The sequence below is a fragment of the Adhaeribacter soli genome (assembly GCF_008727925.1).
In the GTDB taxonomy this organism is placed as follows: domain Bacteria; phylum Bacteroidota; class Bacteroidia; order Cytophagales; family Hymenobacteraceae; genus Adhaeribacter_A; species Adhaeribacter_A soli.
Map to the genome: position 1 here is coordinate 644443 of NZ_VTWT01000001.1, position 15384 is coordinate 659826.

Sequence of the window (15384 nt, forward strand, 5' to 3'; positions counted from 1 at the left end):
AGTGTAAAATAAAAAGCCCCGGAATTGCTTCCGGGGCTTTTACTTTTTTGGCCTGAAAGGCTATCGTTTTTAGTTCACGTTTGGCAGGTAGTTGTAGTTCTTGCCGAATTCCAGCATCTGTTGGGTAAAGTCTTTCGGGTAATCGATCTTTACGTCTACCATTTTACCACCCTGCATTACCGGCGTTAACTTTGGCTGAATAAAACCGGAATAAGGCGGAATGTTCAGTTTGGCATAACGCGCCAGTACTTCTTTGTGTAATTCCGGATCTACTTTTACGCCGTAAGTTTCGATCAGGTATTCCGCTTTTTTGTAATCGCCTTCGGAAGTGATGCGCTGCAATTCTTTCAGTTGCTGGCCAAAAATGTTGTGGAGCTTGTTGTAATCGTTAATTACGAAGTAGGTTTTACCGTCGCGGGTTTTCTTTTCGATCACGTTGTCTTTCTTACCCATTTCGTAAGCCCATTTGGCAATCATCTGGCGGTTACGCATGTGCGCTTCTTCCACGTCTTCGCCCAAGGCTAAGCGAGAAAGCTGGGTCATCATGCCGTTGCGGATGTAACCGTCGTACTCGGCCTTGCCTACTTCCAGGCTCGGCATTACCCCGATCTCGATCAGCTTCGGATCCATTACATAGTACAGCGCAACTAAGTCGGCGCGGCCTTCTTCAATGGAAGAAGCGTAGCTTTTCAGCGTTTGTTTTGGCGTGCCAACACCTGCATTAATTTGTCCGGAAGCGTGACCGATCACTTCGTGCATATCGGTGTGCAGGTCGCCGGCCAGGCTGCTGTATTTTTTAGAACGCTCAATTTCTTCCGGGTTCCAGGCAAATTCGGAGAGGGCGCTGCCTTTGGCGCCGGCCTGGTTGTAGGCATGAACAATATTGCCCAGGTTCACCGATTTGGAGCCATGCTCTTTCCGGATCCAGTTTGCGTTTGGCAGGTTAATACCGATCGGGGTAGAAGGAGCGGCATCGCCGGCTTCTACTACTACCGTAATTACCTTCGCGGTAATTCCCTTTACGTCTTTCTTTTTATGCTCCGGCATCAGCGGCGAATTGTCTTCAAACCACTGGGCCTGGTCGCCGATAGCTTTAATGCGCTTGGTAGCTTCCATATCTTTAAACGAAACCACCGATTCGTAAGAAGCACGCATGCCCAGCGGGTCTCCGTAAACTTCAATAAAGCCGTTCACCACATCGATCGGGGAAGTTACATCGTTTACCCAGGCAATGTTGTAATCATCCCAGGTTTTCAGGTCGCCGGTTTTGTAATATTGGATCAGTTTTGCCAGCGATTCTTTTTGCGCCGGGTCGGTAGCCACATTCTGGGCTTTTTCCAGCCAGCCTACAATTTTGGAGATAGCCGGATCGTACATGCCGCCTATTTTCCACACTTTTTCCTTGATCACGCCTTTCTCCTTTACCAGCTTGGAGTTCAGGCCGTAAGAAACCGGACGCGGATCGTTCTTGTTTTCTTTCTTGGCATAAAAGGCTTCCACTTCCTTCTGGGTAACGCCTTCGTAGAAGTTATTGGCTGAAGTAGCGACCAGATCCTGACCGGCAGCCTGATTTACCCGCTTAGGCGCAATTTTCGGATCGAACATGATCGGAGAGATCCATTTTACAAAAGCGTCTTTGGTTTCGCCCTGGTTCAGCGGCAATTTGGCATCCGGCGAATTCTTCACCAGCTCCGCAAAATAAGTTTGGCTGAATTCCGGCTGAATTTTCAGGGTAGAGTAGTGGTGGTGAATACCGTTCGAGAACCAAACCCGTTTGGTATAGGTCATGAATTTCTTGAAATCCTCGCTGTTGCGGTCGCCTTTGTAGTTTTCGGCAAGCGCATCGAGAGTACGGCGAATGCGAAGGTTATGCTTGTAGTTCTGGTCGTAAATAATGTCACGGCCGGCAAGGGCTGCTTCGTATAGGTAATAAAGCAGTTCTTTTTCCTGAGGAGCCAGTTGCTCAAAGCCCGGCACCTGGTAACGCAAAATGCGAATGTCGGCAAACTGATCGGCAATGTATTCGAAGTTGTCGACCGGAATTTCGGATTTGGTTAAATTTCTGTTTGAATTTTCACCCTGGTTTGGTGCATTGATCTTAGCCACTTCGCTTTCCGGAGCAGCAGCTTTCGAATCAGCCTTCGAAGACGTTGTTGGCGTTGCCGACTTCGAGCATCCGGCTAAAAGCATACCGGCAATTATAAGGGCAGAAGCCGAGTTTTTAGTGATTTTCATACGTGAAGTTAAACGGGAGAATTATTGTTTCCTTTACAAATGAAAGCAATTGCAATTTATTATACAAAGCTCACGGATATTTACTTGCATTTCGCCCACAAACGGACAAACCGGACAAATGATACATGCTAAAGCTCTAAAGTTTCGGGACCCATAGATTTCCTTCATGGCCGCCATTAGAAGCGATTCCATAAATTTGTTTGTCATGTTGAGCGACAGCGAAACAACTCGTCGGCTACTGGTAAAAACGTTAAATCTGGCTTTGGTGCGGAGAGCCAACGAGGTCCTTCGCTATCGCTCAGGATGACAGCCATTTTAAGATAGCTTCTAATCAAATTACCGGCGTTGAAGTACTACTTTCCAAAAACGGTAAATTCAGCACTTGCCGGAAAAAGAACGACAATCGTTTTCAAATAAAGGTGAAAAGGGTAGTAGTTTTTGGAACTTAAAACCTGCTGTTCAGGCTGTAAGTTTGCGCCAGTTTCACCGATTGGTTCCGGTCCATTTTACCGGAAGGCGTGCGTTTAAACTCAGGTAGGTAAAGAAATAATTTCGGCACTTCGTAACGGGTTAATAAGCTTTGCAAAATGTCCCGTAATTGCGATTCCCGGATCTGGTCCAATGGCTGTTGCTCGATAACGGCTACTACTTTTTCTCCCAGTTTTTCATCGGGCAAAGCGGAAATAAAACTGTTTACAACCAGGCCCATCTGTGCTAAAGCAGTTTCCAGTATCTGCTCCACTTTTTCGGCCTGAATTTTTACGCCCCCGGAATTAATTACGAAATCGACCCGGCCCAGCCACTCAAACGTTTCCTGATCGAGGAGCTGCACCTGGTCATTCGTTACAATGGTTTCCTGATTTGTAACTTCGCCGGAAATTGTTAAACAACCACGCTCATCGGTACCTAGCTTTATGCCCGGTAAAGCTTTAAAATAAGGCGACGCCTCCAAACCGTTCAACCGGCGAAGCGCCACATGCGAAGCCGTTTCCGTCATGCCGTAAGTATGGTAAACGGGTGCGGTAATATGCTGAAGCTTTGCCTGCAGGGAATTTGAAACTGCCGCGCCGCCTATCAAAATAGCCTTCATCTGGTTAAAAAACGGTAGGCTCAGGGGCGAAAAAGCCAGCATTTCCTGCATTTGCATGGGCACAAAAGAAGCGTATTCAAAAGCGCTCTCCGGTGGAAGAACCAACAAGGGATTGGAAGTCGGTTCTATGATCGTCAGTTGCATGTCCGCAATAAAAGCTCTGACCAGCAACATTAGTCCGCCTACAGTTTCGGTATTCAGGCAAACCAATACCCGGTCATTTTTTTCAACCTGCAACGCTTTAATAGTAGATCGGGCGCTGGCTTCGAGTTGCTGCCGGGTTAAGGTAATTACTTTAGGTGCGCCGGTTGAGCCCGAGGTCTGGATCGCAAATTCCTGGACGCCGGTAAGCCAGTCGCGACAAAGTTCCAGGGTTTTGGCCTCGTACCCGTTTATCGGAATGCTGTTCCGGAAAGAGTACGCAGCAATTTCGTCGTAGTAAAAAACTTTTCCGTTCAGCAGCAGGCTTTGCATGTTCGTTGTTCGTTGTTCGTTGTTCGTTGTTCGTTGTTCGTTGTTCGTTGTTCGTACAAATATGAACTGGTAAAGTTACGGCGGTTTTCAGAATTGGATGGAAATAAAAAAGCAGCCGGAAAAAAAACCAGGCTGCTTCATGTTTTGATAATTTCCGTTTAGAAAAACCTGGTAGCCAAAAGCTGTCCTCCGAATGTTGCAGAAACGCATAGTACTAAGCTCAGCAAAATATAGCCAAGTAACAGGCTGTTTTGATTGGTTTGCAGCATCAGCAGGTTCTCATAACTGAATGTGGAAAAGGTACTAAAACCGCCGCAAAAACCAACTGCCCAGAACAAACGGGTCAACGGCGAAATTTGCAGTTTTTGTTCGGCCATTCCAATTACCAGCCCCAGGATTAAACAAGCCAGCACGTTTACGGTAAAGGTACCCACTGGAAAAGCATACTGATGACCGGCATTCAGCCAGCGCCCCAATATGTACCGAACAACGCTTCCTAATCCACCGCCAACAAAAATTAAAAATAATTCTTTCACTTAATTAGTGATTAGTGAATAATGATTAGTGATTAGTTGATCTGAAAATTGAAAATAGTCCTTAAATAATTTTCTAGACCTGGACAATTTATTCATTATAATTTATTCTGTTTTATTCATCAACTACTAATCACTAATCATTATTCACTAATCACTATTAAGGGAATTTCGGGTATTTCGAGAAATCTGGCTGGCGTTTTTCCAGGAAAGCGTTTTTACCTTCTTTGGCTTCGTCAGATAGGTAGTACAGCAGGGTAGAATCGCCGGCTAATTGCTGAATACCTGCCTGACCATCGAGTTCGGCGTTGAAAGAGGACTTGAGCATGCGGAGCGCCAGCGGGCTTTTTGCCAGCATTTTGCGGCACCACTCCATGGTAGTTTCTTCTAATTCGGTTAGTGGCACCACTTTGTTTACCAGACCCATTTCCAGGGCTTCTTCGGCGTTGTACTGGTCGCAGAGGTACCAGATCTCGCGGGCTTTTTTCTGGCCTACAATACGCGCCAGATAAGAAGCACCAAAGCCACCATCGAACGAACCAACTTTAGGGCCGGTCTGGCCGAAACGGGCGTTTTCAGCTGCAATGGTTAAATCGCATACTACGTGCAGCACGTGGCCGCCGCCAATGGCCCAGCCGGCTACCATAGCAATTACCGGTTTCGGGATCCGGCGGATCTGCATTTGCAGGTCGAGCACATTTAAACGCGGAACGGTATCTTCGCCAATGTAACCGCCGTGGCCACGTACGCTCTGGTCGCCGCCGCTGCAGAACGCATTGCCGCCTTCGCCGGTCAGAATCACCACGCCTACGTCGGGGTTCTGACGGGCCAGTTCCATAGCATCGATCATTTCAGTTACGGTGCGCGGCGTAAACGCATTATGCACGTGCGGCCGGTTGATGCTGATCTTGGCCACGCCTTCGTGATATGTAAACAGAATTTCCTGGTATTCTTTCAGGGTTTGCCAGTTGTACTTACTTGTCATAGTTTGTCTAATATGCGTTAAACGGTAGGTTTCCGGCCGGAAAAACCAAAGCCTTTAAACCGGAAACCATTGCTGGCTCAAAAGTAAGCAATTCTCTTATTTATTACTGCCTGAAGTCCGAAAACCTGCCGGGCACAAAAAAGGCCCGGTTAAAAACCGGGCTTTTCTTTTTCATAGTTTATTTGAACGTTAATAAAGCATGTCGCGCTCGTTATTGCGCAATCGATGGTCGGCGGAGATGCGGCCGGAACCATAAAACGCATAGGAAACGAGGAGCAGCAGGGTGATGATGGATTCTATAAGGTGATAATTTTCAGTGTAAAGCCCTCTGCCGAAACTGGTGAAAAATACGGCACCGATCAGGATCGGGATCTGGATGATACAAGCCAGGCGCGTTTTCAGGCCCATGGCAATCATGGGGCCGCCGGCCAGGTGAGCAAAACCAATAAGATGGGCAAACCCGACTGCGCCGCCTTCGAAATGGCTGTGGGCAATCATTTCCTGGATCCATTTCGTATTTTGAAAGAACATGACGCCCTTGGCAAAAATGAAAATTCCGAGAGCCATCCGGAGATACTCCAGTACCAGCGGATGATGCTTTTCCGACCAGCGGTCTATATCGTCTGTCAGGTGCATAATAAAAGTATTAAAAGTTCTACAAAAGCTAACCGAAAATCATATTAGCATTTACGCAGATGCCTGACACTGAGCAGAAAATAAAAAATATTTTGAGGGAAAAGCCTTTTTAAAGGGTGAATGGTTTCGGGGTAATATTTATTCCGGCCGGAGTACTATTTATCAGCGTTCAGAAAGTCTACCAATGCAAAATCAAACCAACTAAAAATTCATTGCCGTCTGCTTTAGCTGACGGAAAATATCAGAAGCTATCTCATAAATCAAAATTTCTCTGTAGCATAGGTAGCGTAGGGTTTAAACCCTACGCTACCTATGCTACAGAGAAATTCTTTAGCCAAAACCCAATTCAAAAGCTGCTTTGGGTGTTTATGAGATAGCTTCTGGTCAGCAAAGTAGAAATCAGTTCGTTTCGAAGCTGTTTTTAAATTCCTTGAAGAAGGCAGCATTCTGTAAATTATTGGTCATGATCTCCAGGATGGCAGCGCCGGTGTTTTCATAGAATTGAGGAAGTATTTGCGCCAGTTCTTCTTCGGTCTCGCATTTAAAATAACGCATGCCAAAATCTTTTGCCGTGTTTTCCGCCTGCAATAACTGCCGGGTTTCAAAAAACTCATCGAGTTCCGGTTGGTTTGCCGGGCCATCGATCAGCCGGAAAATGCCGCCGCCCTGGTTATTGAAAATAATGATGCGCAGGTTCCCTGGTAGATAATTATGCCACAACCCGTTCCGGTCATAGAAAAAGGCCAGATCGCCGGTAAACAAGGTAGTTATTTTGCCGCTTTCCAGGGCATTTCCTACCGTGGTGCTCGTGCAACCATCTATCCCGCTGGTACCACGGTTGGCAATAACGGTGATGTTCCGGTTGGCCGGTAAACCTAGCAGATTGGCGTACCGCACAGCCATGCTGTTGGCCACGTGCAAAAGGCTGTTTTCCGGCAGGGCCAGCATGGCGTACCAGTAAGCCGAAAACTCATTGAATGGCTTGTTCAGGAAAAACTGCTGAAGGAATACTTCGGCCCGTGCGTTTTGCTTTTGCCAAAGCGCGGAGAAGGGTTTCTCACTGTTTTCGGTACCGTTTTCAATTTTAACCTGACTGAAAAAGCTGATTGGCTGGCACCGGATAATGGTAGTTAAAGCCTGAAAAGTATCGGCTACTTCGCCGGCGGGTTGAATGTGCCAATGCTGCAGGCCATGCGATTTGCGCAGGAATAGTTTCAGGTTTTTCGAAATAACCGATTTGCCAAACGTAATTACCAGGTCCGGTTGCAGTTGTTCCGTTGCCGGATTCTTGGCCGTCAGGAAAACATCGTGATGCGTAATAGCCTTTTCCGGAAAGCAGTTCGAGATGATGTCGCTGACCAGAACCGTATCGTTTCCGGCACAAAAAGTACTTATCGCCTGCTCCAGTTCCTTGTCCGGCATTTGTTGACCGGGCACCACCAGCACTTTCCTGAATTGCTTTAAGCCTTCAGTCAGGTTAGCGGCCTGTTTATCGCTTAAGGTAAAATCGTTTTCCGTTTCCCGGATGATCTTCAAATCTTTAGAGTAGCTGAAAACTTCGTCCGGGTTTGGGTAAAAAGGTTCGCGGAGCGGAATGTTTATATGCACCGGTCCTGCGGGGAAGGCATGCGCTAAATTGATGGCTTCGGAAACCATGCGGTTGGCGTGCCAGATCGCGTCTTTGTGTTGCAGGTCCGGCGGAAAATTGAAGCTTTTTTTGATGTGCTGCCCGTAAATATTGGTTTGCCGGATCGTTTGCCCGTCCAGCTGATCGATCCATTCCTGGGGCCGGTCGGCGGTAAAAACCAACAGTGGGATTTGCTGATAAAAAGCTTCAGCTACAGCCGGGGCATAATTGTAGGAAGCCGTACCCGAAGTGCAAACCAGCACCGAAGCTTTCCCGGAGATCTGTGCCATCCCCAAACCAATAAAAGCAGCTGCTCTTTCATCCGAAACTGTTTTAACCTGCATTTCCGGGTGACGGGCAAAAGCAATGGTTAAAGGTGCGCACCGCGAACCCGGCGAAAGCACCACGTTTTTCAGCTCATGCCGCGCGCAGATCTCAGCAATATCAGTAACCGGTTGCAGTATCATCTAAAGGGGTATTAAGTTGAAGCGCCGCCGAAACGGTTTGCATTTTCAATTCGGTTTCCTGCCATTCTTTAGTTGGGTCGGAGTCTACGGTTACGCCGGCGCCGGCATAAAGGATCGCCGAGTTTTCCCTGAGTTCCAGGCAACGCAGGTTAACGTAAACGGCCGTTTCGTGCTGCACGTTTACCGGACCCAGGTAGCCGCTGTAGTAGCGCCGGTTGTAGTTTTCGTGGGCGTTCAAGAAATCCAGGGCCGCTTCTTTCGGTTGTCCGCAAACCGCCGAAGTAGGGTGGAGCAGGTGCAGCATCCGGGAAGTTAAATTCGGGAATTCTTCTTCGTTCAAAGGCACGCAAAAATCAGAACGCAGGTGCAGCAGGTTGCCCGCCGCTACCGTCCGCGGACCGGTTTCTACGTATTCGCGCAGCCGGATCTTTTTAAAGCAACTGATCACGTAACGCACCACCATACTCTGCTCCTCGATTTCCTTTTGTCGCCAGATGGCATCGGCAGGGCTAAGACCGGCAGCCAGTTTTTGCGTTCCCGCCAAAGCCATGGTCCGGAAAATGTTCTTCTTGTCTTTCACCACCAGAATTTCCGGAGAAGCGCCCAGCCAGGTTCCGGTTTCCGGAGCCGAAACCAGGGAAACAAAGGCATGCGGATACTGCTTCAGCAAATTAAAAAATCCGGTAACCGGCCGGAAATGCGGCGATAATGCTACCTGAGCGCAGCGCGAAGGAACCACTTTTTCAGCATTGCCTTTTTTCAGGAAATCGATACCATTCTGAACCAGCTCTTCGTAGACGGATTTGCTGGCTGTAAACACAGGTTCGGCAGCCGAATGCCAGGTTGCAGGGGCATCCGGCTGTTGCAGTGCCTCCTGCAATTTGCCAAAGAAATTACCGCTAACCGCTTTTTCCGAAGAAGACAGAAACCGCAAATGATTTTCCCTGAAATTTCCCTGAAAAAGAAGGTCTGCTTCCAGGAAGTATGGTTTATTTTCTTCGGTTACCGTAAACGGGTGCATGATAAAACCGGCGGGCGCACTTTCCAGGTGAAATTCCTCCGGAACAGCCACCGGTGCAGCGGAAACGCAGGCGAAGAATTCTTCCTGGTTGGGCAGGCGCCAGGCGGCAAAAGCCAGGTTATGGGCAACCGCCATTTGGAAAACGGCTTCCAGCGCCTGAGGGGCGGCAATAGTAGCCAGATAAGATTCGGTATTTGAAAGCAAAGCGATTTTATTTTTTCTCGATTACGGCCATCGTAATGCGGCTCAGGCAGACCAGGTCGCCGGTTTCGGAAGTGATCCGGATCTCCCAGACCTGGGTTGTACGGCCGGCGTGCTGAACGGTAGCTTTTCCGTACACAAAACCTGATCGCACAGCTTTAATGTGGTTGGCATTAATTTCCAGACCCACGCAGGCGTATTTACTTTGGTCTACCAAAAGCGTTGCGCCAATGCTGCCCAAGGTTTCGGCAAGAGCCACCGAAGCGCCGCCGTGCAGCAAACCCATGGGCTGGTGGGTGCGGTGGTCTACGGGCATTTTACCGCAGAGGAAATCCGGACCGACTTCGGTCAGTTCAATTCCCAAATGCTCCACCATGGTGTTCTTTCGCCAGCTATTTAACTTCTCCAGCGTATTTTCCTGCTCCTGCATGCAACAAACCGTATAAAACAGACTAATATTGTAACCGAAACAAAAGTAGAAGAAAATTGACTGTTAAAAAAGTTTACCTGATCCGCCACGGCCAAACCGACTACAACCTGCAGCATATCGTGCAGGGCAGCGGGGTAGATGCCCCATTAAATGCCACCGGCCTCTGGCAGGCAGAACAATTCTACAAACATTACAGCCACGTTCCTTTCGACCGGATCTATACTTCTGCCTTGCAGCGGGCCCAGCAATCGGTAGCCAGTTTTATCCAGGACGGCTGCCAGTGGGAAGCGCACAGCGGCCTGAACGAAATTAACTGGGGCGACCGCGAAGGAACCAAAATTACCCTGGAAGAAGACCAGTACTACAACGATATGCTGGCCTCCTGGCGTTCCGGGCAAACCGATCTGGCCATTGCCGGCGGCGAAAGCCCGGAAGACGTTGCGGCGCGGCAGCTGCCCATAATAGATCTGATTAAAAACCGGGAAGATGAAAAAACAATTCTGGTTTGCATGCACGGCCGCGCCATCCGGGTTTTCCTGTGCCAGTTGCTGAATTACCCCTTAAAGTGCATGGATTTTTTCGAACACCGGAATCTGGGATTGTACGTGCTGCATTTCACCGGCAACTTTTTCCGGATTGCCGAGCATCTGAATGTGGAGCATTTGAAAGAGTAGGGACAGGGCTTGACCTGTCCGCACGTTATTGCGATAAGAATTCCTGTCCGCATGTTATTGCGATAAGAATTTCAGTTTTTTAATCATTAAAAATCAAACAATATCAGACCGGGAATGCGTGCGGACAGGTCAAGCCCTGTCCCTACATTTCTTCTCAAAAACCATAAAACCTGCAAATCCTGAACAAAAGCACCCGGGAAGTTTGATTAAACTAATTTTCAATCTATTTTTGGGGCTGCTAATCTGAGAAACAACAATTATGGCCGAAGTAATAAGAATGCCGAAGATGAGTGATACCATGACAGAAGGTATAATTTCATCGTGGCTGAAAAAAGTGGGGGATACTGTAAAATCCGGCGACGTGCTGGCGGAGGTGCAAACCGACAAAGCTACCATGGAACTGGAAAACTACGAAGACGGCACCCTGTTATATATTGGTCCGAAAGAAGGTGACGCAGTACCCGTAGACGGCGTGCTGGCCATTATCGGCAAGCAAGGCGAAGACATCTCCGGCCTTCTGGGCGGCGAAAGCGCTAAAGCTGAAAAAACGGAAGAAAAACCTGCTCCGAAAGAAACGGCTCCAAAAGAAGCTGCCAAAGAGGAGCCGAAAGCGCCTGCAACTTCTGAAAAGAAAGAAGCCAAACCTGCTGCCAACGTGAAAGCCACCGTTATCCGGATGCCGAAAATGAGCGACACCATGACGGAAGGCGTGATCGAAAGCTGGCAAAAGAAAGTGGGCGACAAAGTAAAATCCGGCGATGTGCTGGCTGAGGTGCAAACCGACAAAGCCACCATGGATCTGGAAAGTTACGAAGACGGTACTTTACTATACATCGGCATTGAAGCCGGTCAGGCCGCCCCGATCGATTCCATTCTGGCCATTATCGGCGAAGAAGGCGCCGATTACAAGCAGTTATTAGGCGAAGGAGCGCAAACGTCTGAAAAAGAAGGTGCTTCCGGAGAAACCAAATCCGAGTCGGAAATTGAAAACGCTTTAACCGACGACAAAGCCCAGAAAGGCGCTGAAAGCCAGCCGACACAAACCACCGTACCGGCAGGTGAACATGCTGCTCCGGCCGCTTCCGAACAAGGCGGAAGGGTGAAAGCCTCGCCACTGGCCAAGAAAGTTGCCAAAGAAAAAGGCTATAACTTGTCTGAGATAAAAGGTTCCGGCGACAACGGCCGTATCGTACTCCGCGACGTGGAGAACTTCCAGCCGGCTGCTGCCGCTCCGAAAGCACAACCGCAAGCGGCTCCGGCTGCTACAACTGCTGCTGCTCCGCAAGGCGCCGCCTACGAGGAAATTCCAGTAAGCCAGATGCGCAAGATCATTGCCAAACGTCTGGCCGAAAGCAAATTCAGTGCGCCGCATTTCTACCTGACCATGGAAATCGACATGGACAAAGCGGTAGCTTCACGTACCAGCCTGAACGAAATTTCCCCGGTGAAGATCTCTTTCAACGACATGGTAATTAAGGCGGCAGCCGCTGCTTTGAAACAGCATCCGTTCGTAAATTCTTCCTGGTTAGGCGATAAGATCCGCATAAACAAACAGATCAATATCGGCGTGGCCGTTGCCGTTGAAGAAGGCTTGCTCGTGCCGGTAGTGCGCAATGCCGATCAGAAAACCCTGAGCCAGATTGCCGGCGAGGTGAAAGATTTGGGTGGCAAAGCCAAATCGAAAAAGCTGCAGCCAAGCGACTGGGAAGGCAACACCTTTACCATCTCCAACCTAGGCATGTTCGGCATTGAAGAGTTTACTGCCATCATTAATCCGCCGGATGCCTGCATCATGGCTGTAGGTGCGATCAAGCAAATACCGGTAGTGAAAAACGGTCAGATCCAGATCGGCAACATCATGAAAGTAACCCTGAGCTGTGACCACCGTGTAGTAGACGGCGCCGTTGGTTCGGCTTTCCTGCAAACCTTTAAAGGCCTGCTCGAAGATCCGATCCGGATGCTGGTGTAAATCGCTATAATTTTAAGTAAAAAAAGCCTTTCAGTGCATCTGAAAGGCTTTTTTGTTCACAAAGCCTAACATGTCAATCTTTTTCAGGTTTTCAAATAATATGGAATTGTTACTTTTAGGGAGTTTTATTTCGATAGTAATGTAATCGTTTTAATAGGTCGCCAATTATGATAGTAAGATCCCGATTAGCCGGTAGTCTTCTAATTGCTTCATCTTTTTTAATTTTTGGGTGCAAGGAAGAATCTAATAATCCAAAACTAAACCCATATCCTGTTTCCGAACCCGATACTTCAACACCACTTATGCCTGCTTCTCCCGGCACGATTAAAGCCAGAGTAAACGGTTTTGAAAAAAGCACCCTGGCAAATTCTACCGATGCGCAAACCACTTCAATTGTAAGGATGGAAATCAGCGGCGTGACCGATAAAGGTGAAATGATCAGTATCGTTTTACCAACCATTAACAAACCTGGTGTTTATGATTCTATTGCGGTAGGTCGTTACATGGTTTACTCCGGAGATAACCCAAACGACCTGGTTTGGACTGCATCTTCTGCCAAACTTACGGTTACAAAATTTGATATGGTGGAACGAAAGATATCAGGTACTTTTTCTTTTCAGGCAACACCTGCCCCTAACTCCAATTCAACGGGGATGAAAGTACTGACTGAAGGAACATTCACGGATGTGCATATCAGGTAAAATCAATTTTATTATCAAATAGAACCCTAGCTTTTAAAATAACGGTCTGTCTCATCGTTCAGACTTCCTAAGGCTACAGCATTTCTCTTATTAATGGAAGTTGACTGGCAATAATTTTTATCAGGCTCTTTGCTGAATTTACTCTAAATTTGGGTTTCTAATAGGGGCTGTAAAAGGCAGCTGCCCTTTAAATTCTGAATATATGACCAAAGTAAAAATAAGATCGACCACCGTAATCGGCGTTTACCATAACGGCGAAATGGCTGTTGGCGCAGATGGCCAGGCTTCCATGGGCAATACCGTAGCCAAAAGCAACGTAAAGAAGATCCGCAAATTACAGGACGGCAAAATTGTGACCGGTTTTGCCGGCTCCACTGCCGATGCTTTTACCTTGCTGGAGCGTTTCGAAGAAAAACTGAACGCCTACAGCAACAACATGAAGCGGGCTGCTATTGAACTGGCTAAAATGTGGCGCACCGACCGTTATTTAAGCAAGCTCGAAGCTATGATGATCGTGGCCGATAAAAGCGAACTGCTCATTATTTCCGGCACCGGCGACGTGCTGGAACCGGACAATCAGGTGGCCGCCATCGGTTCGGGAAGCAATTATGCCCTTTCGGCTGCCTTGGCTCTGAAGAAACATGCGCCGCACCTTTCCGCCGAGGAAATGGTGCGTGAAAGCCTGAATATTGCCGCCGATATCTGTGTATTCACCAATCACAACCTTACCATTGAAAAGCCTTTGGCTTAGATGCGGATAAATCAAATATAAAGGCTAAATTCGTGGTCCGGAAAGAAAAACGAAGCCAGGATTTCAGCTTAAAAAGCTACCGTTTTTTGAATTATAAGAGCGGGTATTTGGTTTGATTTCCGGGCTGAATAAGCACTAAACAATAAAGATAATAATGGAAGTAAGTAATTTCTTAAAGAAACATTTCAAGCATTTTAATGCGGCCTCTTTAATAGATGCAGCGGAAGGATATAAAAAACACCTTGCCGACGGCAACAAAATGATGATCACGCTGGCCGGTGCCATGAGTACGGCCGAGCTGGGAATTATCTTAGCCGAAATGATCCGTCAGGACAAAGTTCAGGCCATTACCTGTACCGGTGCGAACCTGGAAGAAGATATTTTTAACCTGGTTGCCCACGATTTCTACGAGCGTATTCCGCACTACCGCGACCTGACACCTCAGGACGAGCAGGATCTGCTGGAGCGCCACATGAACCGCGTAACCGATACCTGCATTCCGGAAATGGAAGCGATGCGCCGTCTGGAAAATACGGTACTGAAATTCTGGGAAAAAGCCGACCAGGAAGGTAAATCTTATTTCCCGCACGAGTTTTTCTACCAGATCTTACTTTCCGGCGAGTTGGAGCAATACTACCAGATCGATCCTAAGAACAGCTGGATGCTAGAAGCTGCTAAGAAAAACCTGCCGATCATTTGCCCGGGTTGGGAAGATTCTACCTTGGGTAACATTTATGCGGGCCACGTAATTTCCGGCGACATTAAGAATGTACATACCATGAAAACTGGTATACAGTACATGATCGAGCTGGCGGATTGGTACACCAAAACGGCAAAAGAAGAATCTACCATCGGTTTCTTCCAGATCGGTGGCGGTATTGCCGGCGACTTCCCGATCTGTGTGGTACCGATGCTACACCAGGATCTTCAGCGTACCGGTGTTCCGCTTTGGGGCTATTTCTGCCAGATCTCCGATTCTACCACGAGCTACGGTTCTTACTCCGGCGCCGTTCCGAACGAGAAAATTACCTGGGGTAAACTGGGCATCGATACGCCGAAATACGTAATTGAAAGTGATGCTACCATTGTAGCGCCGCTGATCTTCGCAATGGTACTGGATATGTAATTTGATTTACAATTGTCGATTTTAGATTGACGATTATTTAATCCTAATAAACAAAAGAGCTCCGCAACATTGTGGAGCTCTTTTGTTTCCATTGCCGTCTGCTTTAGCTGACGGGCCACATGTATTCCATTTTCGCCAGTATTTTCCGTTTTTGGTCATTCTGAGCTTGTCGAAGAAACTTTTGGAGATTACAATGACAAAGCGAGCGTAGCAAGATTTGTCTTACCGTTTAGGTTAATATGTGGCTTCATAAGTTTCCTCAGAGCTACGCTCGCAAGTTTCATGCTCCCGCATTCACTTGTGCTCGGAATGACGCAATAAATTAGCTTTGATTTGCCGTTGTTGGTGTTTTCACCAATAACGGCAGAAATACCAACCAAACGGTTTTGATCCGAATTGAACAAACAAAAAGCGCTGCAAGTTTTGCAGCGCTTTTTGTTTAAAACAGTATATTTTCAGTCTGA

The 15384-nt window shown here is 47.7% G+C and carries 13 protein-coding genes; 5 read left to right on the top strand and 8 right to left on the bottom strand.

Translation table 11 applies throughout. From position 1 onward, the window contains the following. Window positions 1-69: 69 nt before the first annotated feature. From F0P94_RS02590 to F0P94_RS02625, 8 genes are all read right to left on the bottom strand, one after another. The gene (locus tag F0P94_RS02590; RefSeq protein ID WP_150902129.1) at window positions 70-2235 is read right to left on the bottom strand and encodes a dipeptidyl-peptidase 3 family protein; all 2166 of its coding nucleotides are present in this window, start codon (window positions 2233-2235) and stop codon (window positions 70-72) included. A 445-nt stretch (window positions 2236-2680) separates the two neighbouring features. After that, window positions 2681-3799, bottom strand: a complete 1119-nt coding sequence (locus F0P94_RS02595; RefSeq protein WP_150902130.1) for an AMP-binding protein — start codon at window positions 3797-3799, stop codon at window positions 2681-2683. Window positions 3800-3957: 158 nt separating this feature from the next. Next, complete coding sequence (crcB, locus tag F0P94_RS02600; RefSeq protein WP_150902131.1) at window positions 3958-4335, bottom strand: fluoride efflux transporter CrcB; 378 nt, start codon at window positions 4333-4335, stop codon at window positions 3958-3960. 157 nt (window positions 4336-4492) lie between these two features. After that, window positions 4493-5317, bottom strand: coding sequence for a 1,4-dihydroxy-2-naphthoyl-CoA synthase (menB, locus tag F0P94_RS02605; RefSeq protein ID WP_150902132.1), 825 nt, complete (start codon window positions 5315-5317; stop codon window positions 4493-4495). A 189-nt stretch (window positions 5318-5506) separates the two neighbouring features. Beyond that, on the bottom strand, window positions 5507-5953 hold the full coding sequence (locus F0P94_RS02610; protein WP_150902133.1) for a DoxX family protein: 447 nt from the start codon (window positions 5951-5953) through the stop codon (window positions 5507-5509). A 399-nt stretch (window positions 5954-6352) separates the two neighbouring features. Then, window positions 6353-8047: a 2-succinyl-5-enolpyruvyl-6-hydroxy-3-cyclohexene-1-carboxylic-acid synthase gene (gene menD, locus F0P94_RS02615; RefSeq protein WP_150902134.1), complete on the bottom strand. Its 1695-nt coding sequence runs from the start codon at window positions 8045-8047 to the stop codon at window positions 6353-6355. Continuing rightward, a complete protein-coding gene (locus F0P94_RS02620) occupies window positions 8025-9272 on the bottom strand; it encodes a chorismate-binding protein (protein WP_225307100.1) in 1248 nt (415 codons plus the stop codon). Before F0P94_RS02620 ends, menD begins: the two co-directional genes overlap by 23 nt. Before the next feature lie 7 nt (window positions 9273-9279). Next, window positions 9280-9699, bottom strand: coding sequence for a hotdog fold thioesterase (locus tag F0P94_RS02625; protein ID WP_150902135.1), 420 nt, complete (start codon window positions 9697-9699; stop codon window positions 9280-9282). A gap of 56 nt (window positions 9700-9755) precedes the next feature. On the opposite strand from F0P94_RS02625, the gene F0P94_RS02630 reads away from it, so the two are divergent. The 5 genes from F0P94_RS02630 (at window position 9756) to F0P94_RS02650 (ending at window position 14920) form a co-directional block, all read left to right on the top strand. Then, entirely contained in the window at window positions 9756-10373 is a 618-nt protein-coding gene (locus F0P94_RS02630) for a histidine phosphatase family protein (protein ID WP_150902136.1), read from the top strand. Window positions 10374-10632: 259 nt separating this feature from the next. Further along, window positions 10633-12342 (top strand): pyruvate dehydrogenase complex dihydrolipoamide acetyltransferase, encoded by a 1710-nt coding sequence (locus F0P94_RS02635; protein WP_150902137.1) that lies wholly within the window; start codon window positions 10633-10635, stop codon window positions 12340-12342. 302 nt (window positions 12343-12644) lie between these two features. Then, window positions 12645-13043, top strand: a complete 399-nt coding sequence (locus F0P94_RS02640) for a DUF6252 family protein (protein WP_191906888.1) — start codon at window positions 12645-12647, stop codon at window positions 13041-13043. A 202-nt stretch (window positions 13044-13245) separates the two neighbouring features. After that, entirely contained in the window at window positions 13246-13794 is a 549-nt protein-coding gene (gene hslV, locus F0P94_RS02645; RefSeq protein ID WP_150902139.1) for an ATP-dependent protease subunit HslV, read from the top strand. A 154-nt stretch (window positions 13795-13948) separates the two neighbouring features. Next, complete coding sequence (locus tag F0P94_RS02650) at window positions 13949-14920, top strand: deoxyhypusine synthase family protein (RefSeq protein ID WP_150902140.1); 972 nt, start codon at window positions 13949-13951, stop codon at window positions 14918-14920. Window positions 14921-15384 lie beyond the last annotated feature (464 nt).